Annotated in this window: 25 protein-coding genes; 17 read left to right on the top strand and 8 right to left on the bottom strand. The window is 60.2% G+C overall.

Annotated elements, in window-relative coordinates; translation table 11 throughout:
* The first annotated feature begins 4 nt into the window (after positions 1 to 4).
* Positions 5 to 1,009 carry a CorA family divalent cation transporter gene (locus BM364_RS07670; protein WP_092423000.1) on the top strand — a complete coding sequence of 335 codons (1,005 nt, stop codon included), beginning with the start codon at positions 5 to 7 and terminating at the stop codon, positions 1,007 to 1,009.
* A 577-nt stretch (positions 1,010 to 1,586) separates the two neighbouring features.
* The gene (locus BM364_RS07665; RefSeq protein ID WP_175528510.1) at positions 1,587 to 2,345 is read left to right on the top strand and encodes a tetratricopeptide repeat protein; all 759 of its coding nucleotides are present in this window, start codon (positions 1,587 to 1,589) and stop codon (positions 2,343 to 2,345) included.
* Positions 2,346 to 2,414: 69 nt separating this feature from the next.
* Here BM364_RS07665 and BM364_RS07660 read toward each other — a convergent pair whose 3' ends face one another.
* The 3 genes from BM364_RS07660 to BM364_RS07650 form a co-directional block, all read right to left on the bottom strand.
* The gene (locus BM364_RS07660; protein WP_139232536.1) at positions 2,415 to 4,553 is read right to left on the bottom strand and encodes an SPOR domain-containing protein; all 2,139 of its coding nucleotides are present in this window, start codon (positions 4,551 to 4,553) and stop codon (positions 2,415 to 2,417) included.
* A gap of 81 nt (positions 4,554 to 4,634) precedes the next feature.
* Positions 4,635 to 6,380 (bottom strand): arginine--tRNA ligase, encoded by a 1,746-nt coding sequence (argS, locus tag BM364_RS07655; RefSeq protein ID WP_092422994.1) that lies wholly within the window; start codon positions 6,378 to 6,380, stop codon positions 4,635 to 4,637.
* Positions 6,381 to 6,409: 29 nt separating this feature from the next.
* Positions 6,410 to 7,603 carry a deoxyguanosinetriphosphate triphosphohydrolase gene (locus BM364_RS07650; protein WP_092422992.1) on the bottom strand — a complete coding sequence of 398 codons (1,194 nt, stop codon included), beginning with the start codon at positions 7,601 to 7,603 and terminating at the stop codon, positions 6,410 to 6,412.
* 87 nt (positions 7,604 to 7,690) lie between these two features.
* On the opposite strand from BM364_RS07650, the gene BM364_RS07645 reads away from it, so the two are divergent.
* From BM364_RS07645 to BM364_RS07595, 11 genes are all read left to right on the top strand, one after another.
* Complete coding sequence (locus BM364_RS07645; RefSeq protein WP_092422989.1) at positions 7,691 to 8,044, top strand: HesB/IscA family protein; 354 nt, start codon at positions 7,691 to 7,693, stop codon at positions 8,042 to 8,044.
* A 56-nt stretch (positions 8,045 to 8,100) separates the two neighbouring features.
* Positions 8,101 to 9,201, top strand: coding sequence for a serine hydrolase domain-containing protein (locus BM364_RS07640; RefSeq protein WP_092422987.1), 1,101 nt, complete (start codon positions 8,101 to 8,103; stop codon positions 9,199 to 9,201).
* A 19-nt stretch (positions 9,202 to 9,220) separates the two neighbouring features.
* A complete protein-coding gene (gene xth, locus BM364_RS07635) occupies positions 9,221 to 10,000 on the top strand; it encodes an exodeoxyribonuclease III (protein WP_092423983.1) in 780 nt (259 codons plus the stop codon).
* 68 nt (positions 10,001 to 10,068) lie between these two features.
* Positions 10,069 to 10,854, top strand: coding sequence for a segregation and condensation protein A (locus BM364_RS07630; RefSeq protein WP_092422985.1), 786 nt, complete (start codon positions 10,069 to 10,071; stop codon positions 10,852 to 10,854).
* Complete coding sequence (gene scpB, locus BM364_RS07625) at positions 10,851 to 11,507, top strand: SMC-Scp complex subunit ScpB (RefSeq protein ID WP_092422983.1); 657 nt, start codon at positions 10,851 to 10,853, stop codon at positions 11,505 to 11,507. The genes BM364_RS07630 and scpB overlap by 4 nt, the downstream gene beginning before the upstream one ends.
* Before the next feature lie 143 nt (positions 11,508 to 11,650).
* A complete protein-coding gene (locus tag BM364_RS07620) occupies positions 11,651 to 11,863 on the top strand; it encodes a twin-arginine translocase TatA/TatE family subunit (RefSeq protein WP_092422981.1) in 213 nt (70 codons plus the stop codon).
* Between the two features lie 52 nt (positions 11,864 to 11,915).
* On the top strand, positions 11,916 to 12,626 hold the full coding sequence (gene tatB / locus BM364_RS07615; protein WP_092422979.1) for a Sec-independent protein translocase protein TatB: 711 nt from the start codon (positions 11,916 to 11,918) through the stop codon (positions 12,624 to 12,626).
* A gap of 2 nt (positions 12,627 to 12,628) precedes the next feature.
* Positions 12,629 to 13,459: a twin-arginine translocase subunit TatC gene (gene tatC, locus BM364_RS07610; protein ID WP_092422977.1), complete on the top strand. Its 831-nt coding sequence runs from the start codon at positions 12,629 to 12,631 to the stop codon at positions 13,457 to 13,459.
* A gap of 116 nt (positions 13,460 to 13,575) precedes the next feature.
* Entirely contained in the window at positions 13,576 to 14,904 is a 1,329-nt protein-coding gene (serS, locus tag BM364_RS07605; RefSeq protein WP_092422975.1) for a serine--tRNA ligase, read from the top strand.
* A 3-nt stretch (positions 14,905 to 14,907) separates the two neighbouring features.
* Positions 14,908 to 15,669, top strand: a complete 762-nt coding sequence (surE, locus tag BM364_RS07600; protein ID WP_092422973.1) for a 5'/3'-nucleotidase SurE — start codon at positions 14,908 to 14,910, stop codon at positions 15,667 to 15,669.
* A 137-nt stretch (positions 15,670 to 15,806) separates the two neighbouring features.
* The gene (locus tag BM364_RS07595; RefSeq protein ID WP_092422971.1) at positions 15,807 to 17,129 is read left to right on the top strand and encodes a M23 family metallopeptidase; all 1,323 of its coding nucleotides are present in this window, start codon (positions 15,807 to 15,809) and stop codon (positions 17,127 to 17,129) included.
* A 61-nt stretch (positions 17,130 to 17,190) separates the two neighbouring features.
* Here BM364_RS07595 and BM364_RS07590 read toward each other — a convergent pair whose 3' ends face one another.
* Positions 17,191 to 18,090 carry an ATP-binding protein gene (locus BM364_RS07590; RefSeq protein WP_092422969.1) on the bottom strand — a complete coding sequence of 300 codons (900 nt, stop codon included), beginning with the start codon at positions 18,088 to 18,090 and terminating at the stop codon, positions 17,191 to 17,193.
* A gap of 164 nt (positions 18,091 to 18,254) precedes the next feature.
* On the opposite strand from BM364_RS07590, the gene yajC reads away from it, so the two are divergent.
* From yajC to BM364_RS07570, 4 genes are all read left to right on the top strand, one after another.
* A complete protein-coding gene (gene yajC / locus BM364_RS07585; RefSeq protein WP_092422967.1) occupies positions 18,255 to 18,605 on the top strand; it encodes a preprotein translocase subunit YajC in 351 nt (116 codons plus the stop codon).
* 63 nt (positions 18,606 to 18,668) lie between these two features.
* A complete protein-coding gene (gene secD / locus BM364_RS07580; RefSeq protein ID WP_092422965.1) occupies positions 18,669 to 21,224 on the top strand; it encodes a protein translocase subunit SecD in 2,556 nt (851 codons plus the stop codon).
* Complete coding sequence (locus BM364_RS07575) at positions 21,208 to 21,615, top strand: Mth938-like domain-containing protein (protein WP_092422963.1); 408 nt, start codon at positions 21,208 to 21,210, stop codon at positions 21,613 to 21,615. The genes secD and BM364_RS07575 overlap by 17 nt, the downstream gene beginning before the upstream one ends.
* Positions 21,615 to 22,460, top strand: a complete 846-nt coding sequence (locus BM364_RS07570; protein WP_092422961.1) for a phytoene/squalene synthase family protein — start codon at positions 21,615 to 21,617, stop codon at positions 22,458 to 22,460. Before BM364_RS07575 ends, BM364_RS07570 begins: the two co-directional genes overlap by 1 nt.
* Positions 22,461 to 22,498: 38 nt before the next feature.
* Here the strand turns inward: BM364_RS07570 and trmFO are convergent, their stop codons facing one another.
* The 4 genes from trmFO to BM364_RS18430 form a co-directional block, all read right to left on the bottom strand.
* Positions 22,499 to 23,881, bottom strand: coding sequence for a methylenetetrahydrofolate--tRNA-(uracil(54)-C(5))-methyltransferase (FADH(2)-oxidizing) TrmFO (trmFO, locus tag BM364_RS07565; protein ID WP_092423982.1), 1,383 nt, complete (start codon positions 23,879 to 23,881; stop codon positions 22,499 to 22,501).
* Positions 23,882 to 23,925: 44 nt separating this feature from the next.
* Positions 23,926 to 24,486: a type 1 glutamine amidotransferase domain-containing protein gene (locus tag BM364_RS07560; RefSeq protein WP_092422959.1), complete on the bottom strand. Its 561-nt coding sequence runs from the start codon at positions 24,484 to 24,486 to the stop codon at positions 23,926 to 23,928.
* Between the two features lie 147 nt (positions 24,487 to 24,633).
* Positions 24,634 to 24,783 carry a DUF1127 domain-containing protein gene (locus BM364_RS07555; protein ID WP_092422956.1) on the bottom strand — a complete coding sequence of 50 codons (150 nt, stop codon included), beginning with the start codon at positions 24,781 to 24,783 and terminating at the stop codon, positions 24,634 to 24,636.
* Positions 24,784 to 24,980: 197 nt separating this feature from the next.
* Positions 24,981 to 25,133 (bottom strand): hypothetical protein, encoded by a 153-nt coding sequence (locus BM364_RS18430; RefSeq protein WP_175528508.1) that lies wholly within the window; start codon positions 25,131 to 25,133, stop codon positions 24,981 to 24,983.

Here is a 25,133-nt window from a genome sequence, read left to right as displayed (position 1 = left end):
CCGAATGGATGCGCCGCGTGGACCGACCGAAAAGGCTATCCAGAACGGTCTGGTTGGCGTTGGTGCGGTACTCGTATTCGATGGTGTCGGCGGTATGCGCCGGCACGAACCTGACAAGCCTCTACCAACGCTTCCACCGGGCGGTTTTAAGCTGGTCGTGGGCAATTCGAAGTCCCCCGAGTTCAAGCTCTGGCTCCGGAACGAACTTGGGGAATTCAATTCCGGGATGCTGACCGCACCCACGTCGCGTGCGCGATGTACGGTGATGGACGACCGCGCCATAGTCATGCTGCGCATCGTGCGTCCGGGCGCAGCCCCCAACGATGTGGGCCGTCAATTCCTGACCATTTGGATCGAGCAGTTCCGTGTGATTATCGCATCGGAACTGAACATTCTCGACTTCCTGGGTTTAGCCAAATGGGAGCAGCCTGCGCATGCGCCAGTTTCCCCTGCAGATCTCATTGCGCGGCTAGCGCTTCGCGCAACCGATCGTCTGGAACCACTCATCGAAATGCTGGGCGAGCGGTTGGATGCTGTCGAAGAAGCTCTGATCACCCAGCGGACCGAAAAAGCTCAAGATAATCTGGAGCAGTTGAGGCGCACCCTGATAAGCTTTCGCAGGCTTGTTTGGCCTCAGCGGGACGCGCTGAATACTCTGGAGATTGAAGACCTGTCCTTTTTTTCCGATCGCGATCGGTTAAGGCTCCGCGATGCTGCGATGAGGACCGCCAGGATCGGGGATGAACTGCAGGCCCTCTCCGAGCGCGCCGTTCTTGTGCACGAAGAGATGATTGACGATCGGGCCGAACAGATGAACAGGGCCATGTTGCTGCTCGCCGCAGTCACGGTCATTTTTTCTCCGCTTACGCTGATCACCGGTCTTCTGGGTATGAATGTCGGCGGCATACCGCTGGCCGAAAACGGCACGGCTTTTTGGATTATCTGCATTCTGCTTGTCGCGATCGGGGGCGGACTCGCGGTCTGGATGCACAAACGCCGCTGGTTCTAGAGGTCGCTTGCTGTCAGCCAGGTCGTTCGAGATTTGACACCACGATGCTCTTGCGCGGGTACAGAATACTTCCTGTGACGATTCAGCAACAACAGACGCGATTCACCGCGGAGCTCTGACGCATCAATACTTTGATGATGTTTCCCGCCACAATCTGAACCTAAACGAGATGACTAGGCATTCGGGGGCGGGTGTCGGCAGTCGCTGGTCTCTTCGCATGTGAGTAGAGACCACGTCTGTTCGGATCGCGCCGGACTGCTGGAATGAGCGGGTATTCCGCGGATTTGGTGACGTCGTGCGCATGCGAGTTTCTGATAGATGTCTGGGAGCGTTTGCTCCAGCCGAAAACGCTCAGGCCGCCGCCGATGGAATGGTTTTGGCTGAAATGCTGCCGCAATGCGCGTTTACCAGTTCTTTACACTTCGCTTTTCCTCGCCGGGCCGTTGAGGGACAATCCCCAGGCTTCGCGAATACGCAGCAGACATTTGTAGCATCGGCCCTGAGTTTCTTGGGCAAAAGGAGTACCATGCGGAAAGCGCCGGCATTTTCCCTGGCATCCGCGGCGACTGGAATCGCTATGTCCATCTTGTTGATGGCTGCACCCGTTCAGGCGCAAACCGCAGCTGACGCGGCACTCGATCTGGCAAATATGCTGGATGGGGCCGGGGGCGGCGTGTCTGGCGATGCTTATCTCTCCGCGTTGGAGAATGCAGCCGCTGCAGGGCAGCCCATGGCTATGTGGCAGCTCGGCACGATGTACGAGAATGGCGAGGGTGTCGCCAAAGACCCCGCCAAGGCGTTCGGCTATTTCGCCCAGATTGCCAATCAGCACGCCGATGCGGCGCCGCGTGGAGTTGAGTCCGATATTGTGGCCCAGTCTTTCGTCAAGATGGGTGACTACTACCGCAAGGGCGTTCCGGATGCAGGCATTCCGGCTGACGTTCAGCGGTCACATGCTCTCTTGTTGCATGCCGCCACCTATTTCGGTGATGCGGATGCTCAATATCGGGTAGGGCTGCTTTACCTGCAGGATGATGGCCTTGGGAACAGTCCCTTGCAGAGCGCCCGGTGGTTGTCGCTGGCGGCACGCAAGGGACACTGCCTGGCCCAGGCGCGGCTCGGCGATATGCTGTTCAACGGCATCGAAGGGATCGAAGCTCAGCCGATCGAAGGACTGATGTGGCTCAATCTGTCGCATGATCGGTGCCGCGGGACATCCGATCAGGCGCAGGTGGATGAGTTGCTCAATCGAGCGTCTTCTATCGCTCAGCCTCAGGATCGGGCTGATGCAGCAGCACTGGCGCAATCTATTGCGCCACAATTTGCTGATTTCTGATTGCAACACCCAAAATCATAAAGGGCGGCCACTTGGCCGCCCTTTGTTGTTGATGCGGATGCTGCTGGCTTAGAGGGTGAAGCAGTCGCCGCCGTTCGCCTTCACGTTCGAACAGATCGTGTTGGCGCTCTGAATTGAATCGGCTGGGACGCGAACGCGATAGAAAATTCCACGATCGCCAAGGTCCACTCGCTGCACTTCGAGACTGACACCGTTGAATAGCGAGCCAAAGCGAGAGGCAATATCCAGAGCTGACTGCCGCGCCGCTTCTTCTGTACGCTGCGATGACAGCTGCACATAAGCGGGCGCAGTGTTGGCAGCAGACGAGCCTGGCTGCGCCGGCGGCGCCGTAGCCACTTGAACCGGTGCTGCAGCAGCAGGAGTTGAGGCTACGGGTTGAGTGGTCGCAGGCGTTGTTGGCGTCGTCGCTGCCGACTGTGGCGCGAAAGTCGTCGGTCGGGTCAGCGGCACTGGAGCCATGAGCCCGGATATCGCGGCCCCCGACAAATCCACGGCAGGAACGGTGGAACCGGGCTGGACAACTGGCGCGGTATTGGCGATTGGATTGGGCTCGAGCGCGCTTGCTGTTGCCTCTGCGTTAGCATTGGCAATCAGCTCTGGCGTCGAAAAGTCAGCGCCAGGCACATCGGGGACCTGCGGCCGGTCGACAGGCAACATGGCAGAACCGGCCAGGCTGTCATTGCCACTGACAATTGTTCCGTCTGGGCGAACTGTGACAGTGCGCACCTTCCGGTTCACCAGGCCGTCCTGGCTAAGATCCGACGAGGCGACCTGGGCCACTTCCTCGACATCGGATTGATCGCGCGAAACGATCTGCTCGTCGGCACCGCGATCAACGCCGGAGATCTCGTTGAACACCACCGACTGCGTAGCCGCGGAGGGCTCGGTCGCGGGTTCTGGAATGTCCTTGATCGGATTAGCATCTGCCGCCAGAAGAGGGGCAGGGCCATCATCGGACTGCCCGCCAAGGCCAAGCACCGCATAAAGCCCGACGGCAGCCACCGCCAGCATCAGCGTTGCGACCAAGGGCCCCGCCACAGACCTCCTCATGCCGAACATCGAACGACGCGGCGCGCGAGGGGCGACATCCGGTTCATCCTGACCGAGGCTGGCGGAGATTGCTGGCTCGACCCACTCCACTCTTGCGCCACTAGTGGCAGCGGCGGACAGTATCGCCTCTTCCACCGAGTTGACCTGCACTCGGGATTGAGTGGGAATGGCAGCAGCCGGAGGCTGCTTCTGCGGCAGTGTCGGGGTGGCCAGGCTACGCAGAGCCGGGCTCGGCGCCGTCGTCTGGATGTGTGCAGCAGGTCCAATAAGCCGTTCGATCTCCTCAAGCGGATCGATATCTGCTTCGGGCTTTGCCGCCGATGCAACTTCCACCTTAGGAGCGACTGACGCAACTGGAGGTTCAGGCAGCGGATCAACAGGCGCGGGAGCAGGTTGAGTGTGTTGCGGCTTGCCGGAGCCAAGGCCAAACACGGGAGGTACGCCGAAAGCGTCGACTTCGCGTGGTAAGGCATCGCCCGGAATCTCATCGCTGACATCAAGCGCTGCGGCCGGGATGTCACTTGCTTCGTTCGAAACGATGGTTTCCGACGAGACGGCGAGTTCTGCTGCGATCAGATCGGCAAGACTGTCGCCATCGAGATCCGGGAGCGCTTCGTCTACCTCAGAGACCTCGACGGAAGCAGGCGTCGCGGGCTGGCTCTGCGGCGCCACGGCAACAGGCGCGCTCGGCGCAACCTGTTGCGGTTGTGCGCTTGGCGTAGGGGCGGAAGCAATTCCCGCAGAAGGCATGCCGAAAGCAGGCTCGACTCGCTCTGCCAATGACGCAGCTGGACGATCTTCGCTCTTACGCACCGCCGATCGTTCCGCTTCGAAGGCTTGCGGTTCAGACCGTTGCGGCGAAGGGGCAGGGTTCTGCGGGCGCGGTATGGGCGCCTCGCTTGTAGCACGTGGCGTGGGGTCGCCGCCCGGAATACGAACAGGGCGTACAGGTGCCTCCGATTGGACCGGAGGCGCCGCACTTGCAGGAGCATCGCCGCCCGGAATGCGGACGGCTGCAGGGGGTTCGCGCTTGGGCTTCTCCGTCTGCGCGTCTTCAGCCATCAGTTTGGCCAGCTCGGCGATCAGATCGTCAGCGCTATCAGTCTGTCCTGCCATGTGGTTCGGTTTCGCTGTCATCGTGAGCCAGCGCCCCTAAAGAATGCTGCAATGCCCTCCACCGGGGAGTTTGCCGCGGTTTTTCACACTAATGCGCCCGAATTATGAAAGTTCTTCGGGCGCGGAGACCCCCAGTATTCCAAGCCCATTGCGGATCACTTGGCGTACGGCATCCACGAGCGCGAGTCGAGCCAAAGTCAGCTTTGGATCAGCCTGGTTAACAAACCGTAGAGAGCTATCATCCTTGCCCTTTGCCCAGAAGCCGTGGAATGCGGCTGCCAGTTCATGCACGAAGAACGCGATGCGATGCGGTTCATGCGCAATTGTGGCTGCTGCTACCGTCCTTGGCCAGGAAGCGAGGAGCCGGATGAGCTCGAGGTCGGCAGATGAGGTCAGAACCTCCACATCTGCCGATGCCAGCGCTGCTGCACCCGTATCGAGGCCGGGCACCTCTTCGGCAGCCTTGCGGAAGACCGAACATGCGCGAGCATGGGCATATTGAACATAGAAGACGGGATTGTCGCGCGTCTGTTCCTTGACCAGCGCAAAGTCGAAATCCATGGCAGCGTCGTTGCGGCGGAACAGCAGCATGAAGCGGGTGGCATCGGCGCCCACCTCCTCCACGACGTCGGAAAGCGTCACAAGGTCACCGGACCGCTTGGACATCTTGAACGGCTCGCCGTTCTTGAGAAGTCGGACGAGCTGGCAGATTCGGACGTCGATATCCGCCTCTCCCTCGGACACCGCCTTCACGGCAGCAGAAAGACGCTTCACATATCCGGAATGGTCGGCGCCGAGCACATTGACCATGTGCTTGAAGCCCCGCAGATACTTGTTGCGGTGATACGCGATATCTGCGGCGAAATAGGTGTAGGAGCCATCGGACTTGACCAGCGCACGATCGGTGTCGTCCCCGTAGTCCTTCGCCCGGAAAAGGGTTTGCTCACGGTCCTCCCATTCTTCGGGAGTTTTTCCCTTAGGCGCCTCGAGCCGTCCTTCGTAGACCATGCACTTTTTGCGCAGCCAATCGAGCGTCGTCTGGATATCGCCGCCCTCGCCATGCAGCGTCCGCTCCGAAAAGAAGACGTCATGATGGATATTGAGTTGAGCCAGATCGGCCTTGATCAGCTCCATCATGGCAGCGAGCGCCGCCTCTCGGGCAATCAGCACCGCCTCCTGCTCGGGCTTGTCGAGCAGGAGGCGACCATACTCCGCCGCCAAAGCTTTGCCGACAGGCACGAGGTAGTCCCCGGGATAAAAGCCGGGCGGAATCTCGATGGTCTCGCCGAGTGCCTCGCGATAACGCAGCAGCGCGGACTGACCCAGAATGATGGTCTGGCCGCCCGTGTCGTTGATGTAGTATTCGCGCGTCACGTCATAGCCAGAATAAGACATGAGCGAAGACAGCGCATCGCCGAACACCGCACCGCGGGTATGGCCGACATGCATGGGGCCTGTTGGGTTTGCCGACACGTATTCGACGTTAACGCGTTCGCCCTTGCCGATGTCACTGCGTCCAAACCCTTCCTTCTCGGCTGCAATGGACCGCAGGACCTGATGCAGGATCGGAGTAGCGAGGCGGAAATTGATGAAGCCAGGTCCTGCAACTTCAACCGATGTCACATCGGTATCCACCTTGAACCGCTCTGCAAGGGCGGCAGCCACATCACGTGGACTCTTGCCGAGGTGCTTTGCAACAACCATCGCAGCATTTGTGGACAAGTCGCCATGAGCAGGGTCTCGCGGCGGCTCCACCACCACGCGCGAGAGCAGATCGGCGCCCAGTTCGGGGTGATCGGCAAGCAGGGCCTCGGTGACCCTTGTGGTGAAGATGGCAAAGATATCCATGACAAACCCGCGAAAAAGCTAGGAGGCGGTTAGCGGAAATCTGGGCGAGCGTCAAACAAGCGCTGATACTCGTCAAGTGCATAGGGGTCTGTCATACCAGCGACAAAATCAGCAACGATGCGAGCGCGCTCGACCAGGGCAATACCGCTTCCCGCCGTCTGACCCCATCGGCCCGGCATCTCCGATCCGCCCATATAGGCAGCGAAGAGCCTTTCAACGACAGCTTCGCTCTCGCGCACCGGGCGCATGACGGTCTCGCTGCGGTAAACACGACTATAGAGGACTGCCTTGAGGCCTTTTTCTGCCTCGGCTACGGCAGGCGAAAAACTGATCAAGGTCTTGCCCGCAATTCTTACCTCTTCGGCGCTCTGAACTGCCGAGGTCTCGACCATACGCGCGCTATAGCTGATAACGTCTTCGATCGCGCGGGTGATCATCCGGCGCTGCACTTCGTGCGTTTGGCGTTTGGGATCGACATGCGGATAAAGCGCTTTCACCTCCTGAACGATCGGCCCAGCCATTGGAGCGTCGAGGAAGGTGTCGAGGTCCACGAGGCCGGCGCGGAGCGCGTCGTCGATGTCATGTGCATTGTAGGCGATGTCGTCAGCGATCGCAGCAACCTGCGCCTCGAGGCTCGCATGGCTCGACAGGCGAAGATCGGCGATGGCTGGAATGTCGTCGATGCCAGTGGGCAACCCCTCTTCGACATAGCGCCCGTCCGGGTGACCCTTAGCATTGGTCAATGGGCCGTTATGTTTCAAGATTCCCTCAAGGGTTTCCCATGTCAGATTAAGTCCATCGTGCTCGGCGTAGCGATTTTCGAGGCGCGTTACGACCCGCAGCGCCTGCACATTGTGATCGAACCCGCCATATGGCGCCATGGACCGGTGCAGGGCGCGCTCACCCGCATGGCCAAAAGGCGTGTGCCCAAGGTCGTGACTGAGGGCGATCGCCTCGGCCAGATCTTCGTTGAGCCGCAGGGAGCGTGCAATGGACCGGGCAATCTGGCTGACCTCCAGCGTATGGGTCAGGCGATTGCGGAAGTGCCGGCCCTCGTGATGCAGAAAAACCTGGGTTTTGTGCTGCAGGCGCCGGAAGGCCGTGGAGTGAATGATGCGATCCCGGTCGCGCTGGAATTCCGAGCGTGTCGGGCTCGGACCGGCTCCGTGAAGGCGCCCCAGCGTATCCTCGGGCTTGCTGGCATAAGGGGCGAGTTGGCTCATCTTTTTGTTCCAGGCCTTTGCAACGACGCATCCTGCGCCTATTTTAGGCTCAGCGTTATGACATAACGATCCTACCGGACCACTTCCATGACCGATGCTGCCCTCGCCGAGACCCCTTCCGTGACACTGTCGGATCGCGCTGCCAAGCGCGTCGCGCGCATTCTCTCTAAGGAACCTGCGGGCACGATACTGCGCATCTCAGTATCGGGCGGAGGCTGCTCGGGCTTCCAGTATGAATATAATCTCGTGCAGGAGAGTGCGACCGAGGACGATCTCGTTCTGCAAAAGGGTGATGCCACTGTGCTCATCGATTCTATGAGCCTCGAGTTCATGGGTGGTTCCGAAATTGACTATGTCGACGATCTGATCGGCCAGGCTTTCCAGATCAAGAATCCCAACGCCGTGGCGTCCTGCGGCTGCGGCACGAGCTTCGCAGTCTAGCTTCACCTGTCTTTGCGCTGCCGCTAAGGTCTGGCGCAAAGGGAGGAATCGAAGGAATGACCAGCAAGATCGACGCCGTGATGGATGATGCCATCGCAAAAGGCTCAATCGTCGGAGGCGAACTGGCCGTAGCGCGGCATGGCGACCTCGTCTACCGCCGCGCCGCTGGCTGGTTTGATCGCGAGGCTGGAGTCCTCATGCCAGACAACGCGATTTATCGCCTGGCCTCGGTCACCAAGCCCATCGTTGCTGCCACCGCTCTGGCTATGGTCGACAAGGGGCTAATCAAGCTTGACGATCGCGTTAGCGAGCACATCCCTTGGTTTGCGCCGCGCCTTGAGAGTGGTGAAGCGGCTCCCATCACCATTCATCACCTCCTCACCCATACTGCGGGGCTATCCTACGCCTATCCCGCAGATCCAGAGATATCGACGGGGTTGGCAGCAAGCGAACAGAGCCTGCAGGAGAACTTCTCCCGTGTGGCGCTGCATCCACTCGATTACGAGCCGGGAAGTGCCTGGCAATACTCCGTCGCCATCGACGTGCTTGGCGCCGTTCTGACCGCTGTCCATGGGGGCTCGCTCGAGAATGCCGTGCATACCCATGTCACCGGACCGCTCGGCATGACAGAAACGGGCTTTTTCGTTGCTGACGAAGCACGACTCGCCAAGCCATATGCCGACGGCAGTCCGCCCACGCCCATGACAGATCCACAAGCGGTGCAGGGCGACAACGGTGTCGTAACCTTCTCGCCGTCGCGCATCTTCAGCAAGTCGGCGTTTCAGTCCGGTGGAGCGGGTATGGCTGGTACGCCGGCAGATATCCTGCGATTCCTTGAGACCCTACGCATCGGAGGTGGGCAGGCTCTGAGCAAGGCAAGTGTTGCTCTTGGCTTTTCTAACCGGATCGGCACCGTGCCACGCGCGGATGCAGGGCAGCGCTTCGGCTATTTCGGCGCTATAGTTGAAGATCCTGCAGAAGCCGATTCACCATCTGCCAAGGGCACCGTGAACTGGGGCGGCGTCTACGGCCATTCCTGGCTGATCGATCCGGCAAACGGGCTTACCCTCATTTCGATGAGCAATACTGCCCTTGAAGGGTGCACGGGCCGGTATCCGAAGGATATCATCCGTGCCGTATATGCTGAGCTGACCTGAACCGGAGACTTTTATGGCCATGCGCATCGCGACCTGGAACATCAACGGCATCAAGGCTAGGCTTGAACTTCTGGTGCGTTGGCTGGACGAGGAGAAGCCTGACATCGTTGGGCTTCAGGAGATCAAGACAGTCGACGAGGGCTTTCCTGCAGCCGAGATCGAAGCGCTCGGCTACAATGTCGTAACGCATGGCCAGAAGAGCTGGAACGGGGTAGCGCTGCTGTCCAAGGTGCCGTTCGACGAGGTTCATCGCGGTCTGCCGGGCGACGAAAGCGACGAACAGGCGCGCCTGATCGAAGGCGTTTTCTCGGTCGAAGGTGCAGCGATACGCGTGTGCAATATCTATCTTCCCAACGGCAACCCCGTCGATACCGAGAGATTCCCGTATAAGCTTCGATGGATGGATCGGCTGAATGCCTTCGTGGCTGGGCGGCTCCAGCTGGAGGAACCATTCATCCTAATGGGCGACTTCAACCTGATTCCTGCGCCGATCGACGCACATGATCCAGACGCGTGGTGGGGCGATGCGCTCTACCGCCCCGAAAGCCTTGAGAGGTTTCGCAGCCTCCGCAATATGGGGATGACGGACGCGCTACGCGCTGTGAACGGGGAGCAGATTTTCACCTTTTGGGACTTTCAGGCGGGCGCTTGGCGGAGAAATGCTGGCATTCGCATCGATCACCTGATGCTCTCTCCGCAAGCTGCTGACCGGCTGGACGATGTTCTGGTGCACAAGGATGTGCGTGGCTGGGACAAGCCGAGCGATCACGTGCCGGTGGAAGGCACTTTCAGCTTCTAAGCTATGCGCGGCTTGATGTTGCAGAGCGCTGAAGCCCGCATCCGAGCCTCGAACAGGGATTGATCTGCATGACAGAGATGCCCACCGGGTGGTCGGATACGGAGCCGGATGCAACGGCCGAGGTCCTCCACGTCGACGTAGACGGCTACGAGGGGCCGCTCGATCTTCTGCTCGATCTCGCACGCCGGCAGAAGGTCGATCTCGGCGCCATTTCGATCCTGGCACTGGCAGAACAATATCTGGCGTTTATCGCTACCATCCGCGAGCGACGTATCGAGGTCGCTGCCGACTACCTGGTGATGGCGGCATGGCTGGCCTATCTCAAAAGCCGGCTCATGGTGCCGCAAGCGCCCGGCGACGAAGAGCCTTCGGGTGAGATGCTGGCGGCGATGCTGCAATTTCGGCTCAAGCGGCTGGAAGCCATGCGTTTATCTGCCGCCAAGCTCCTCGAAAGACCAAGGCTCGGAATAAATGTTTATCCGAGAGGAATGCCGGAAGCCCTTCAGATTTCGCGCAAATCGATTTGGGAGGCGAGCTACTACGAGTTGCTGAAAGCCTATTCCACTCAGCGCGAACGCAACTCCATCGTAGAGTATCGTCCCGCCGCGCGAACCGTCTGGTCGCTGCAGGATGCACGCGATACCTTGCGGCGCTTGATTGGCGACAGTGCCGAGTGGATCGCGATGGATGAGTATCTAGCCGAGTATCTGGGACGAGCCGATGAACGGGCCACAGTGCGCGCGTCAAGCTTTGCCTCAAGTCTTGAATTGGTGCGGCAAGGCGAGATCGAGCTTCGCCAGAGCGAGACCTTCGGGCCAATATATCTGCGCCGCCGGCACAGCGGGCCGACATGAGCAACAGGTTCAGCGAAGTGCGCCAACGACAACTACGCATCCTGGAGGCACTGCTTTTTGCCAGCTCGGAACCGTTGTCGCTAGCCCAGATCGCGCCCTATCTCAGCGTAGGCGCTGACCTGCCAGCGTTGTTGGAAGAACTGCGTCGGCATTACTCATTACGCGGGGTCAACCTCGTCCGTCGCGGCGATCGATGGGCATTTCGCACCGCGGAGGACCTTGAATTTCTGTTGCGGCGCGAAGAAGAGGAGACGCGGCCGCTCTCCCGCGCCGCGCTGGAAACTCTGGCCATCATCGCCTACCACCAGCCATCCACACGCGCTGAAATCGAAGAGGTGCGGGGAGTGGCGACGGGTAAAGGGACACTGGACCTTTTGATGGAAGCAGGTTGGGTGCGTATGCGCGGGCGGCGGAGAACCCCAGGACGGCCCGTTACCTATGGCACGACAGACGCCTTCCTCGACCATTTCGGGCTCGAAGGTCTGGGTGATCTGCCAGGCCTTGAAGAGCTGAAAGGCGCAGGCCTCTTGTCCTCGCGCCTTCCCTCGACCCTGCAGATCCCACTTCCGTTCTCCGGCGAGCTGCGCGAGGACGAGGATCCGCTGGCGCCCGGTGACGCTGGTGAAGCGGCCGATGAGCTGGACCGCGATTGACTGCAGTTTCCCACGCGTTCTTCTTGCTGTTGGCGCTTTCGTGAGGACGAGCGGGCAACACGTTCTTGTGTTTGCCTGCGATTGAACCTATTTCTGGGCCAATCTATCGCGTGTAACGCGTTCTGGTAGTTTGGGAGATCAATATGCACGCGCCATCCATCTGGGGCATTCTCGTTGTCGCCGTCGTCGTCATTCTCTTGTTCGGCCGCGGAAAGATCTCTGGCATGATGGGCGAAGTCGCGTCAGGAATCAAAGCCTTCCAGAAAGGCATGAAGGACGACGACAAGCCGGTCGAACGCGTCACCACGAGCGCCGAAGTCGAAGCGCGCGAAGTCGATCGCAGCAAGGACGCTTAAGTCACTTTCCTGCTGACTGCATGGAGCCCTTTGGCTCTCGGAGACTATTGAGATGATCGGCCTCAGCTGGACAGAGATGCTGGTGATCGGCGTCGTGGCGCTGATTGTCATCGGACCCAAGGATTTGCCGGTCGTCATGGGGCGGATCGGCAAGGTGGTCGGACAGATCAGGCGCATGGGTGCGGAATTCCAGCGCGAGATCAACCGGACTACGGGCCTCGACGAAGTCCGCAACCTGCGCAACTCCATTACCGCGCCGCTCAAGAAATCCGCCGATGAAATTCGGCGTGAGTTCAACGCGATGACACCGACCGGCCCGCAGCCGAGCGGAGCGATCAAGCCGTCCGACCCCAAGTCGGAAAGTGTGGTCGACGAGTTGCGCAACGCGGCAGGCATGCAGCCAACCAAGAAGACGAATGACGAGATCGCTGCCGAGGCAGGGTTCAAGCCCAGCGCGCCTATCAAGGCCGCTCAGGTTACTCCGGCGCCAAGTGTAACGCCTGTTCCGACCGGGGAGGTTACGGCGATCGAGTTGCCGTCAGTGGCAGTAACAGCGCCTCCTCCTGCCAAGAAGGTCCGCGCCCCGCGCAAAAAGGCGGAAACCTCCAGCGCCGCAGATGCGAGCACGGAGGCGGTAAAGCCCGAGCGCAAAACGAGGGCAAGGCCCTTAACTTCGAGCGATGCCAGCACGGCAGCAGAAACCCCGGCCAGGAAGCTTCGTGCGCCTCGGGCCAAGCCCGCTGATACGGCAGAAAAGAATTGACGATGGCGGACGCCAAGGCTCAGATCGACAACAAGAGCAAAGACACAGACGACGAGCTCGCCGGCAGCGAAGCCCCGCTGCTCGATCATCTTATCGAGCTGCGTAAGCGCCTGATCCATAGCGCCATCGCAATCATCGTTATGATGATCATCTGCTTCATTTTCGCGGGCCAGATCTTCGACATACTGCTCAACCCGTATCGCTCCATCTATCCCAATCCGGGAGATATGGAGCTGATTTACACGGCGCCGCAGGAATTCTTCTTCACCCAGCTCAATCTCGCTTTTTTTGGCGCAGTCTTCCTGGGTTTCCCCTATCTTGCCTCGCAGGTTTATGGGTTCGTCGCGCCGGGGCTCTACAAGCATGAGCGCAAGGCACTCATTCCGTATCTTGTTGCGACGCCGATTTTCTTCCTTCTTGGCGCAGGGATGGTCTATTTCATCGTCCTGCCGCTGGCTCTTGGCTTCTTTGCCGGCATGCAGACCGACGAAATCAAGCTTCTGGCTCGAGTTTCGGAATATCTCAGCCTCGCAATGACGCTGATCCTCGCATTCGGCGTCTGTTTCCAGTTGCCTGTCGTCTTGACGCTCCTGGCACAGATCGATCTCGTCAATGTCGAGATGCTGCGAAAGGGGCGGCGCTACGCTATCGTAGGCATCCTCGCGCTGGCTGCTTTCGTCTCGCCGCCTGATCCGATCTCCCAGATCGGCCTTGCCATGCCGATGTATGGTCTTTACGAACTCGCCATCATTTCGGTTCGGATGGTCCAGAAAAGGCGCGAGGCCGCCTTGGCAGCGCAGGCTGCCAATCTTTCCGGATCTTCCTCCGAATAGCTGTGCCGCGCCGCGCGGGGCACAGCTGAGTGCCCGCGGCGCTGGCAGGCGTGCCACGGGCTTCGCAACCCTCGACCTGCCATTCAACCAGAGGCGGGCAGGGGCCCGTATGACCGATGTTCGATATCAAGTGGATCAGAGCTAACGCCGAAACATTCGATGCTGCCGTTTCCCGGCGCAAGAACGTTTCTGTGCGCTCCTCCGACCTGCTAGCCATCGACGATCGGCGTCGGGCCATCATCGCGCGCCTCAACGAAGCGCAGGAAAGGCGCAATGCGCTTTCCAAGCAGATCGGCCAGGCCAAGGCTCAAAAGGATGAGGCCAAGGCGCAGGAGCTGATGGCGGAAGTGAGCCGTCTCAAGGACTCCATTCCAACCGGCGAGGCCCAGGAACGTGCGATTGAAGCCGAACTGCGCTCGGCGCTCTCCGTCATCCCCAATCTTGCCCTTGAGGATGTTCCTGAAGGCGGCGACGAAAGCGACAATGTCGAATATTTCGGCGCAAATGGCACTGCGGCTACTGCAGCGGCCCAGCGGCCGGGCAAGCCTCAGCTATCGTTTGCTGCCAAGGAACATTATGAACTGAGCGTAGCACACAAGGACATGGACTTCGAGGTTGCCGCCAAGCTCTCGGGTAGCCGTTTCGTGGTGCTCAAAGGTCATCTCGCGCGTCTCGAACGGGCGCTGGGGCAGTTCATGCTCGATCTCCACACCACCGAGCACGGTTACCTCGAAGTACAGCCGCCGCTGCTGGTGCGTGACGATGCCTTGTTCGGCACCAACCAGTTGCCCAAGTTCGAGGAAGATCTGTTCTTCACCCCTCATGGCGAATCCCGCCTCGCGCTGATCCCAACAGCCGAGGTGCCGCTGACCAATATGGTTCGCGAGTCGATTTTGGCTGAAGAGGAACTGCCGCTGCGCCTCAGCGCGCTGACCCCTTGTTTCCGTTCCGAAGCGGGTTCTGCCGGACGCGACACGCGCGGCATGCTGCGCCAGCACCAGTTCGACAAAGTCGAGATGGTGTCGATCACGACGCCTGAAGAATCGATCAATGAGCACGAGCGGATGCTTGCTTGCGCCGAAACTGTGATGCAGCGGCTTGGGCTGCATTATCGCGTCATGTTGCTGTGCACCGGCGACATGGGCTTTGGGGCGCGCAAAACTTACGACATCGAAGTCTGGCTGCCGGGGCAGGACACTTATCGCGAGATTTCTTCTGTTTCGCTATGCGGTGACTTCCAGGCCCGCCGCATGGAAGCACGCTATCGGCCCGCTGGCGAAAAGCAGGCGCCGCGATATGTCCACACTCTCAATGGCTCCGGCACCGCTGTTGGACGTTGCCTGATCGCAGTGATGGAGAACTATCAGCAAGAAGACGGCTCTGTGCTGATTCCGGAGGCGCTGCAGCCCTACATGGGCGGCCTCACAAGCATCGGGAGCAAGTAAGCCATGCGCATCCTCATCACCAATGACGATGGTGTGGATGCGCCAGGCATCGCCATCATGGCCGACATTGCCGCGGCACTGTCGGACGACGTCTGGATCGTCGCTCCAGACGATAACCAGTCTGGGGCGGGGCACCGTTTTACCTTCGGCCGCGAACTCCAGGTAGATCAGCGCGGCCCGCGCCGGTTCGCTATCGTCGGCGGTTCGCCGGCAGACTGCGTGGTTGCGGGCATGACGCACCTGCTCGGCGGCCAGCCCGCGGACCTGGTGTTATCAGGCGTGAATGCGGGCCAGAACCTCGGTGATATCGTTCATTGCTCGGGCACTGCGGCAGGCGCGCGCGAGGGCGCCTTGCACGGGGCTGTAGGGATCGCCATGAGCCAGGCCATCGATTACCAACGCAGTCGTACGGTCGACTGGTCCAACGCGAGCCGCTTTGGCATTGCTGCCGTTCAGGCAATTCTCGAGACCAAGGGCCAGCATGACGTCTTCTACAACGTGAACTTCCCCGCCTGCAGCGTCGAAGACGTTCAGGGCATCGCCGCAGTGGCGCATCAGCGCTTCCCCCGTGCGGCGTTCAGCTATCGTGAGGCGGATGACGGGCAAGGGTTCTACATCACCATCCCTGAGACGCCTACGCCGCTCGATCCCACGGCCGACTATGAGGTTCTCAGGCAGAACCGGAAGATCACGGTTACGCCTTTTGCCCTTCAGCAAACCGAAAAAGTTGCGCTGAATGCACTTGCCTCCCTCAGCCTTGGCTGAGTGAGGTATTCTTAACCTTACCCAATCCCAAACACGCCCCTTCGTATCTCACTCAAATCGCAGCGGTCTTAAACTCGTCTTTACCTTGCCATCCTAATCTCGAATCCAGTGTTAAGTACCTGCGTACGAGTTAGCCGATGCGTAAAAACCTGCTTTCCAGGGTGCCCAAGGGTACAGTCGCCGTGGCTGGTCTGTTGGTGGCGACAGTTGCTCTGTCTGGCTGCTCCAGTCTCGGTGCCCGTAGCTTTGGTGATCCCACGACGACTGGCTCGGTCGCGCAGTCAGCGCCGCCTGCCACGATCAATCAGCCAATGCCGCCTTCGATCGGCGCCCAGCAGAATATGCAGGTCGCTGAAGCCCGCTTCCTTCCGCCCGCTCCGCTAGGCGGCGGCTGGGCTGGTGGGGCTGTCCAAAACAACTCTCCTGTTCAGTCCAGCTTCACCCAGCCGATGGCCGCGACGTCTCCGGTCGCTTTGGGCGCCAGTGCGCCCACGGTTCAATCCCAGGACCTTCCTGTACTGAGTAATTCCGCTTCCATGGGAACCCAGCAAGCCATGCCCGCCATGCAGACCCCGGCCGCCGCGCCAACCATGCCGCCATCCCTTGCCGTCGGCAGCCTGCCCACCAGCGCTCCTGCGCCTAGCCCCAATTCTTCCCTCCCGGTCAACAGCAGCGTGCCCACTTCGGCGGCCACTGCGCCCTCCGGTGGCTACACGCACACCATTGCCGGCGGTGAGTCGCTCTACACGATCGCCCGCCGCTACGAAGTGACGACGCAGGCTCTGGTCCAGGCAAACAACCTTTCCTCCCCTGACAAGATCGTGGTGGGGCAGCAGCTGGTGATCCCGGGTCGCCCCGATCTCGTGCGGACGCCGCAAACCGCATCCCAGCCTGTACAGGTTGCGAGCGTCGCGCCAGGCAATGCTTCGTCTCCCGCGCCTCTGACGCGTCCGCAGGAAGCTGCAGCGCCGCAGCAGGCGGCAGCAACGCCCACACCCGCGCCGGCTGCAACTCCAGTCGCAGCGCCGACGCAGGCGGCCGCACCCACTCAGGTTGCCAATGTGCCTGCAGCTGCGGAGCCCGTTGCCTCGGGCAATGACAAGTTCCGCTGGCCCGTGAGTGGACGGGTCATCACCGACTTTGCCGCCTCGCGTGGCACTGGTATCAATATCGACGTGCCGGAAGGCTCGACCGTCAAGGCCGCTGAGAATGGTACGGTCATCTATGTCGGTTCCGGCGTGGAAGGCTACGGCAACCTGATCCTGATCCGTCATCCCAATGGCTATGTCTCAGCCTATGCCCACCTTAAGGGCATGAGCGTTGCAAAGGGTGCCGTTGTTGGCCGCGGCGACGCGATCGGTACTGTGGGCATGTCTGGTTCGGTGTCCAAGCCACAGCTTCACTTCGAGCTGCGCAAGGGTGCGACGCCAGTCGATCCGATGCCGCTGCTGGCCAGTTAAAGCGGACATCGCTGCTGAAGAAAAGGCCGGTGCACTGCATCGGCCTTTCGCTTTGCAGGCCTCAAACCGCTTTACCCTGTTCGCCTGCCAACGTCCGGATAAGTTGCATGGCAACGCGGCCCGAGCGCGCCCCACGCGTTGCAGCCCATTCGATGGCCCGTGCCCGCAAAGTTTCTTCACTCAGGCCAAGGTCATAAAAATCGGCATAGCCGCGGACCATGGCGAGATATGTGTCCTGATCCGAAATGTGGAACCCGAGCCACAGGCCGAAGCGATCGGAGAGCGAGACCTTTTCTTCCACGGCTTCGCTCGGGTTGATAGCTGTCGAACGCTCGTTTTCGATCATATCTCGCGGCATCAGGTGCCGCCGGTTCGAGGTCGCATAAAACAGCACATTGTCCGGCCGGCCCTCGAGCCCTCCGTCGAGAATCGTCTTGAGGGATTTGTAGCTGGTCTCGCCCTGGTCGAAACTGAGATCGTCACAGAAGATAATGATCCGGGCGTCGGTGCCTGCGATTTTGCGCATCAACTGTGGAAGCGTCTCGAGGTCTTCGCGAGCGATTTCGATCAGCACAAGCCGCCGGAAGCCCTCCCGGCCAGCGATATCGGCGTGTATAGCCTTGACCAGCGAGCTCTTGCCCATGCCGCGCGCGCCCCAGAGCAGGGCATTGTTGGCGCCGTGTCCCCGGGCGAATTGCTCGGTGTTCTTCAATAGCTCGTTGCGCACGTGGTCGATGCCGCGCAGCATCTGCAGCGGCACGCGGCTGACATGCGGAACGGCTAGTAAGCTGTTCGATTCGCCTTGCCAGTGAAAGGCATCGGCCGCTTCTAGTTCGAGAGCGTCGGCGCCATCGTTCGCCGGAGCCATCGACGCGGCGATAGCCTCGAGCGCAGTCGCGATGCGGCCTAGATATTCCTTGGTTTTCACCACTTCAGTTCCTTGCTTGGGGCGCGGCAACATGTTCCCCGATTGGCTTTGCAATCATTAGGGGGCAAATGTATAGTCCGCGCGATTTTGGCCGGGGTGCAAGTGCACAAGACCCCATTCGCGTCTAGTCTTTCAGCCACCCGGCTGCCTGGCGCTCTTCTCCCCCAATACCCAAGAAACGACAAGGAGTTCGCCTGATGTTTGTAACGCCCGCTTTTGCTCAGGATGCAGGGGCACCCGCCGCGGGAGGATTTGCCGACGTTTTGATCCAGCTGATGCCGATCGTGCTGCTGGTTCTGATCTTCTGGCTCCTGATCTTCCGCCCGCAGCAGAAGCGCTTGAAGGCACAGCAGGCGATGCTGGCTGCCATTCGTCGTGGCGACACAGTCGTGACTACCGGCGGCATCGTCGGTAAGGTGACCAAGGCTGTCGATGGCGAGGATCTCGAGGTCGAGATCTCCCAGGGCGTCAAGGTCAAGCTGGTCCGCGGCATGGTGGCGGATGTCCGCTCCAAGGCTGAGCCGGTCAACGACAACAAGCCGGCCTAAGCCGGATCGCTTCAGCCGGAGCCCCGCTAGGCTCCGGCTTCTTGCTTTTTTAGGACGCCGTAGATGAACCAGTCGCCGTTCCGCGTTGCCATCATCCTGATCGTCGCACTCGCGGGTATTCTGTTTGCAGCTCCGAATTTCCTGCCCCAGCAGGTGCGGGACTCCTTGCCTGGATGGCTGCCTCAGCCTGGGCTGGTGCTTGGGCTCGATCTGCAGGGCGGCTCTCATCTTCTGCTTGAAGTCGATCGCGCCGGCATTGTCGCACAACGTCTGAGCGACGTTCGCCGCGACGCCCGCAATGTCCTCGCCAATCAGAACGGCATCGGCAATCTCATCACGACCGATGAGGCAAACAACGCCATCTATATCGAGCTGACGGACCCGACCCAGAAAGAGCAGGCCATCTCTGTTCTTCAGGGCATCCAGAACACAATCAACAACTCGATGTTCTCTGCCGGCGTCGGCGTCAACGAACTCGCCTTTGGCGAACGTCCGGATGGGCGGCTTTCGATTACTCTGACGCCCGATGGCATCACGCAGCGCATGAGCTCGCTCGTCGCGCAATCCATCGAAGTCATCCGCAGCCGTATCGATGAACTGGGCACCACCGAGCCAACGATCCAGCGTCAGGGCGACACCCGCGTTCTTGTGCAGGTTCCCGGATTCGGGGATTCCACGCGCCTCAAGAACATCGTCTCCCAGACTGCCCGCCTGACCTTCCACATGGTCTATCCCGGCCTCACTGCAGACCAGGCGGAAGCTCAGGGCCTTCCGGCAGGAACCATTATTGTTCCGAGCCAGGATGGCGGTCGCGAACTGCTCTTTGAAGACGTTGCTCTCGGCGGTGAATCGCTCGTCGATGCTCAGCCGTCCTACGATGCACAGCGCGCCATTCCGGTAGTCAGCTTCCGGTTTGATACGCGCGGCGCCATCACCTTCGGCGAAATAACCTCGCGCAACGTAGGTCAGCGCTTCGCCATCGTCCTCGACAACACCGTCATAACCGCGCCGGTCATACAGCAACCAATCACCGGCGGTTCCGGTCAGATCAGCGGCAATTTCACGACTGCCTCGGCCAATGACCTTGCCGTGCTGTTGCGCGCGGGTGCTCTGCCTGCCAGCCTCAATGTGATCGAAGAGCGCACGGTTGATGCCAGCCTCGGTGCCGATTCCATCCAAGCCGGTTTTACTGCCGGCGTCGTGGCTTCGGTCCTCGTCGTGACCTTCATGGTCATCGCCTATGGCCTCTGGGGCGTCTTCGCCAACGTCTCGCTGGTGCTCAATATCATCCTGATCTTTGCCGCACTTTCGACACTCGGCGCCACGCTGACCTTGCCGGGTATCGCTGGTATCGTGCTGACCATAGGCATGGCGGTTGATGCCAACGTGCTGATCTACGAACGCATGCGGGAAGAGCAACGGGCCGGACGAACGCCGCTGCAGGCGATCAATGCCGGGTTCGAGCGCGCCTGGGGAACCATCGTCGACTCCCACCTCACCCAGCTCGTCGCAGCCATCGTGCTCTATTTCATGGGTTCGGGACCGGTTCAGGGCTTTGCCGTGACGCTCGGCCTCGGCATTCTGACTTCACTCTTCACCTCCTACACAGTCACCTCCTATCAGGTGAACCTGTGGTACAAGCGCGTCCGCCCTAAAGAGCTCAAGATCCAGCACTTCCGGTTCATTCCGGATGGGACCAAGATTCCGTTCATGAAGATCTCGCGCTATGTCATTGCGCTTTCGATCGTCATGTCGGTGATTTCCGTCGGCGCCGCCTACTTCAAGGGCTTCAACCTCGGCATCGACTTCGTTGGCGGCACCGCTATCGAAGTTCAGCATCAGGGTGGACCGGCTGATGCCGGACGCGTCCGCGAACTCTTAAGCGGTCTGGAGCTCGGGGAAATACAGGTGCAGGGCTTTGGCACACCCGAAGATCTGCTGATCCGTGTGCAGGCGCAGGAAGGCGGCCAGTCGGCCGATCAGATCGCGGTGCAGCAGGTGCAGGATGCTCTCGCAGGAGATAACTACGAGGTGCGGCGAACAGAGGCCGTGAGCGGGACGGTTTCGGGCGAACTCGCCTGGACCGGCACGATCGCCGTCATCATCGCGCTCGTATGTATCCTCATCTACATCTGGTTCCGCTTCGAGTGGCAATTCGCCCTGGCTGCCGTGACGACCACGTCTCACGACATCATCATGACTATCGGCCTGTTCTCGATCACGGGGCTGGAATTCAATCTGAGTTCGATCGCTGCGGTCCTGACGCTCGTGGGTCTGTCACTTAATGAAACCGTGGTCGTATCCGACCGTATACGTGAGAACCTGGTCAAGTACCGGAAGATGCCGCTGCCGGAATTGATCGACCTGTCGATCAACCAGACGATCGTGCGAACGTCTTTGACCCAGTTCACGGTTCTGCTCGCGCTCGTGCCGCTGGTGCTGTTCGGCGGCGAGGCTTTGCGCAGCTTCACCATAGCAATGACGTTTGGGTCGCTTGTGGGCATGTACTCCTCGGTTATCGTCAACGGCCCGATCCTCATCAACTTCGGTCTCAAGCAGAAGACCGACGAAGAGCTGACCTCCAAGAAAGAGAAGACGACGGATGGCGCATCCGTCTGATCAAACATCATCAGGCGCGGGACATTTCCCGCGCCAGGTCGGCATCGACGCCTATGGCAATAGCGGGTTCCGCTTCGCCGAGATGTCACACCGCGGTTCGCTGCTCTGCCTGCCTTCCGGCATGCACGGGTGGGAGGTCACCACACCTGAGCAACTGACGCTTGCAAGTCTCAAGCCGGTATTCGACCTTGCCGATCAACTCGATGTTCTCATGATCGGACTCGGCACGGACATCATGGCTATCGATCCTGCGATCAGGGCAGCTTTCCGCGAGCGCAGGGTGATCATCGAGGCTGTCGGAACCGGTAGCGCTATACGAACCTATAACGTCTTGCTGGCGGAAGAGCGCGCCGTCGCAGGCGCCTTTATCGCTGTCGAGAACGCGCGCTGATGGCGTCCGAAAGTTTCGCCTATTCAGCGCAGGTCTTGCGGGAAACCGATCGGGACCGATATCTCGCGACACTGGCGCTTCCAGCCGAAGCGCGTGACGGCGTGACTGCGCTGCTTGCCTTCAATGCAGATGTCGCGGCCATAAGAGAGCGGGTGACGGGACCTGCGCCAGGGGAGATCCGGCTGCAGTGGTGGAACGACGCGCTGAGTGGCGATGGCCATGGCGCGGTGCGGCAGAACCCTTTGGCCGATGCGCTGCTCGATACGCTGGATCGCTATGCCCTTCCGCCCGGCACGCTGCAAAGACTGATTGGGGCGAGGCGCTTCGACCTTTACGACGATCCCATGCCAGACCTCGAATCGTTTGAGGGCTATGCCGGAGAGACAGCAGCGACACTGTTGCAGCTGTCGGCGATGATCCTCAATGACGGGCTCGCGGTCGAACACGGGGACGCCGCCGGCCATCTCGGCGTTGCGCAGGCCATGGTTGGGCATCTTCGTGCCTTTGGACACGTTTCTGCTCAAGGACGCATCATGCTGCCGTGGTCGATCCTCGCAGCGAACGGCGTTCGTGAAGGCGAGATTTTCACGGCAACAGATAGCGAGGGCCTCCACGCGGCGCTCAGCCAGGTAGCAGACCTCGCCAAAGAGCACCTCGCCAAGGCCAGGCCTGCCATCGCGGCGCTTCAGCCGAAGTTGAGGCCGGCATTCGCGATTCTACCCGTTGTCGAGGCGCAGCTCCTCCATTGGGTGCGGAACGGCGAAACGCCATTCAGTTTGCCCCGCGACGATGCCGACTGGCGGAAGATTGCGCGGATCACCTGGTGGACCCTGCGCAATCGCTAGCGGAGGAACGGCGGAATGCCGCCGTTCGACTTGGGGTGCTACTGCCAGGCTTTCAGGTCTTCGAGGGCGCGGCTTGTTATCGCCTTGCGCTTGGCGATTGTTTTTTCCGGCCCTCGCCAGCGCTTCACGCCTTCAGGCTTGGTAATGCTCACCTCGGGGAACAAGCCAAAATTGACGTTCATGGGCTGAAAACTACGCGCACCGCTATAGCTTTCCGCTTCGATGTGGCCACCAGTTATGTGGCCGATGAGAGCGCCGAAGGCAGTTGTGACTGGCGGAAGCGGCAGCGTTTCCCCTCGGGCTTCCGCTGCAGTCAGACGGCCGGTGATCAGGCCTACGGCGGCGCTTTCGACATAGCCTTCCACGCCTGTCACCTGTCCCGCGAAGCGAACACGCGGGTCTGCCTTGAGGCGCATGTCCGGCCCGAGCACTTTGGGTGAGTTGATGAAGGTGTTGCGGTGCAACCCGCCCAAGCGGGCAAACTGGGCATTCTCCAGCCCCGGAATCATCCGGAAGATCTCGGTCTGGATGCCGTAACGCATCTTGGTCTGAAAGCCGACCATGTTCCAGAGGGTGCCCAGCGCATTGTCCTGCCGCAGCTGCACAATGGCATACGGCTTGACGGTCGGGTTGCGGGGATTGGTGAGGCCAACCGGCTTCATCGGTCCGTGCCGCAGAGTCTCGGGGCCGCGCTCGGCCATCACTTCGATCGGCAAACAACCGTCGAAATAGGGGACCTTCTCCCAATCTTTGAATTCATGAAGCGGAGCCGATTTCAGTGCCTCGACAAAGGCGTAGTACTCGTCCCGGTCCATGGGCAGGTTGAGGTAGTCAGCTCCAGTGCCGCCAGGGCCAGCCTTGTCATAGCGCGACTGCTTCCATGCGATGTCATGGTTGATGCTGTCATAATGAACGATGGGCGCGATAGCGTCGAAAAAGGCGAGAGAGTCTTCACCCGTTTTGGCAAGGATCGCGTCTGCAAGAGCCGGCGAGGTGAGGGGACCGGTTGCGATGATGACGTGACGCCAGTCCTCGGGCGGCCAGCCGTTGAGCTCCTCGCGCACCACGGTGATCCGCGGGTGATCTTGGATCGCCTGCGTGACCGCGCCGGAAAATCCATGACGGTCGACCGCAAGAGCGCCGCCTGCTGGAAGCTTGTGCTCGTCGGCCGCCCGCATGATGAGGGAATTGCAGCGGCGCATTTCCTCATGAAGAAGCCCGACGGCGTTCTGTTCGTGATCGTCGGAACGGAAGGAGTTGGAGCAGACGAGCTCGGCGAAATCGTCCGTCGAGTGCGCGTCGGTTGCTTTGACGCCGCGCATTTCGTGGAGGATCACGGTTGCGCCAGCCTCGGCGGCTTGCCATGCGGCTTCAGAGCCGGCGAGACCGCCGCCGATGATGTGAATAGGTTCGTTTGACATGGCGAGCCAGATAGCAAGCCCGCCATGCCGCGGCAATGGCCGAATTAGGCGGCGCGACGCTCGTGGCGGCCCTCGTTGATCTCTTCTGCGATTTTGCTGCAGAAGGCATCGAGATCGCCCGGATTGCGGCTGGTGATCAGACCCTGGTCGGTGACGACCTGGCTATCTTCCCAGAGACCGCCGGCATTGATGACATCGGTCTTGATGGAGTTGAAGGACGTGACCTTGCGGCCCTTCACAAGGCCGGCTTCAATGAGGAGCCAAGGCGCGTGACAGATCGCGGCGACCACTTTTTTCTGCTGCCAGAAGGACTTGATGAAGGAAAGCACACTCTGTTCGACGCGCAGGAGGTCGGGGTTGATCTGACCACCCGGCAAAACCAGGGCGTCGTAATCGTCCGCCTTGACCTCGGAAAGCACCTTGTCGACGGGCACGGCATTGCCCCAGTCGTCCTTGTCCCAGCCTTTGACTTCACCCGCCTCGAGCGAAACGACATGCACCGTGGCGCCAGCTTCGCGAAGCGAGTTGAGGGGGACTTCAAGTTCGGATTGTTCAAAGCCGTTTGTGGCGACGATGGCGATATTTTTACCAGAAAGATTCTGCACGGGGATAACTCCTTTGTTTGGTTCGCTGGGGGAACGGTGAGGAGTCGCCGCGGTTCCTGAAATGCCGATCATAAGGCGTCAGAAACGGAAACACCCGCATCTCACAGAGAAGCGGGTGTTCGGTTTACAGTATTCGCGCAGTATACTTCAGAGCGAATTTGCATGATCGCGGGCAATGCGATTGATGTCGGTGCGGTTGATGCCCAGGTCGTTGAGCTGACGATTGTCGAGCGAAGCGAGTTCACGAACGGTCTGCTGGTAAGCGGCCCATTTCTTGAAGGTCTTGCGGATGTCCATTTGGTTTCTCCTGTCGTTTGCAGGGAGAGGTATAGTCAAAACTGTCCGTGGGGAGCAGATAGAGTTTGGTCAGATAAGCCATGCATTCCTTGCAGGGCCTTTGTGGGGATCGTTCACCTTCGATTCAGCTTGAGGGCAAGACAAAGGCCGCCGGGGTGTGCTCCGGCGGCCTTGGGTAGGGTGAGGGACAAAGATGGTCAGCGGTCGAAAAGAGACCGCGTCATCTTGGAGAAGTCCGGACCGGAAATCCCAAGCATATCGGCGTCGCGCGTGGAGGGAACGTCCATTTCCCGCAGGCTCTGCTTGATGTCGATGAGGCGCTTCACACGCCAGACGGCTCGTACAAACAT

Source organism: Devosia crocina (assembly GCF_900116545.1).
GTDB lineage: Bacteria > Pseudomonadota > Alphaproteobacteria > Rhizobiales > Devosiaceae > Devosia > Devosia crocina.
Note: the sequence above shows the minus strand (reverse complement) of the source record. Positions and strands in the feature narration are given on the sequence as shown.

Excerpts from the sequence above, each read along its gene's own strand:
- BM364_RS07650 (WP_092422992.1), bottom strand. The coding sequence starts at position 7,603 with ATGAGCCAACTCGCCCCTTATGCCAGCAAGCCCGAGGATACGCTGGGG.
- BM364_RS07645 (WP_092422989.1), top strand. The coding sequence starts at position 7,691 with ATGACCGATGCTGCCCTCGCCGAGACCCCTTCCGTGACACTGTCGGAT.
- tatB (WP_092422979.1), top strand. The coding sequence starts at position 11,916 with ATGATCGGCCTCAGCTGGACAGAGATGCTGGTGATCGGCGTCGTGGCG.
- serS (WP_092422975.1), top strand. The coding sequence starts at position 13,576 with ATGTTCGATATCAAGTGGATCAGAGCTAACGCCGAAACATTCGATGCT.
- scpB (WP_092422983.1), top strand. The coding sequence starts at position 10,851 with ATGAGCAACAGGTTCAGCGAAGTGCGCCAACGACAACTACGCATCCTG.
- BM364_RS18430 (WP_175528508.1), bottom strand. The coding sequence starts at position 25,133 with ATGTTTGTACGAGCCGTCTGGCGTGTGAAGCGCCTCATCGACATCAAG.
- BM364_RS07595 (WP_092422971.1), top strand. The coding sequence starts at position 15,807 with ATGCGTAAAAACCTGCTTTCCAGGGTGCCCAAGGGTACAGTCGCCGTG.
- BM364_RS07640 (WP_092422987.1), top strand. The coding sequence starts at position 8,101 with ATGACCAGCAAGATCGACGCCGTGATGGATGATGCCATCGCAAAAGGC.
- secD (WP_092422965.1), top strand. The coding sequence starts at position 18,669 with ATGAACCAGTCGCCGTTCCGCGTTGCCATCATCCTGATCGTCGCACTC.
- BM364_RS07665 (WP_175528510.1), top strand. The coding sequence starts at position 1,587 with ATGTCCATCTTGTTGATGGCTGCACCCGTTCAGGCGCAAACCGCAGCT.
- BM364_RS07660 (WP_139232536.1), bottom strand. The coding sequence starts at position 4,553 with ATGACAGCGAAACCGAACCACATGGCAGGACAGACTGATAGCGCTGAC.
- BM364_RS07575 (WP_092422963.1), top strand. The coding sequence starts at position 21,208 with ATGGCGCATCCGTCTGATCAAACATCATCAGGCGCGGGACATTTCCCG.
- trmFO (WP_092423982.1), bottom strand. The coding sequence starts at position 23,881 with ATGTCAAACGAACCTATTCACATCATCGGCGGCGGTCTCGCCGGCTCT.
- BM364_RS07630 (WP_092422985.1), top strand. The coding sequence starts at position 10,069 with ATGACAGAGATGCCCACCGGGTGGTCGGATACGGAGCCGGATGCAACG.
- tatC (WP_092422977.1), top strand. The coding sequence starts at position 12,629 with ATGGCGGACGCCAAGGCTCAGATCGACAACAAGAGCAAAGACACAGAC.
- argS (WP_092422994.1), bottom strand. The coding sequence starts at position 6,380 with ATGGATATCTTTGCCATCTTCACCACAAGGGTCACCGAGGCCCTGCTT.
- xth (WP_092423983.1), top strand. The coding sequence starts at position 9,221 with ATGCGCATCGCGACCTGGAACATCAACGGCATCAAGGCTAGGCTTGAA.
- BM364_RS07670 (WP_092423000.1), top strand. The coding sequence starts at position 5 with ATGGATGCGCCGCGTGGACCGACCGAAAAGGCTATCCAGAACGGTCTG.
- BM364_RS07570 (WP_092422961.1), top strand. The coding sequence starts at position 21,615 with ATGGCGTCCGAAAGTTTCGCCTATTCAGCGCAGGTCTTGCGGGAAACC.
- BM364_RS07590 (WP_092422969.1), bottom strand. The coding sequence starts at position 18,090 with ATGTTGCCGCGCCCCAAGCAAGGAACTGAAGTGGTGAAAACCAAGGAA.
- surE (WP_092422973.1), top strand. The coding sequence starts at position 14,908 with ATGCGCATCCTCATCACCAATGACGATGGTGTGGATGCGCCAGGCATC.
- yajC (WP_092422967.1), top strand. The coding sequence starts at position 18,255 with ATGTTTGTAACGCCCGCTTTTGCTCAGGATGCAGGGGCACCCGCCGCG.
- BM364_RS07620 (WP_092422981.1), top strand. The coding sequence starts at position 11,651 with ATGCACGCGCCATCCATCTGGGGCATTCTCGTTGTCGCCGTCGTCGTC.
- BM364_RS07555 (WP_092422956.1), bottom strand. The coding sequence starts at position 24,783 with ATGGACATCCGCAAGACCTTCAAGAAATGGGCCGCTTACCAGCAGACC.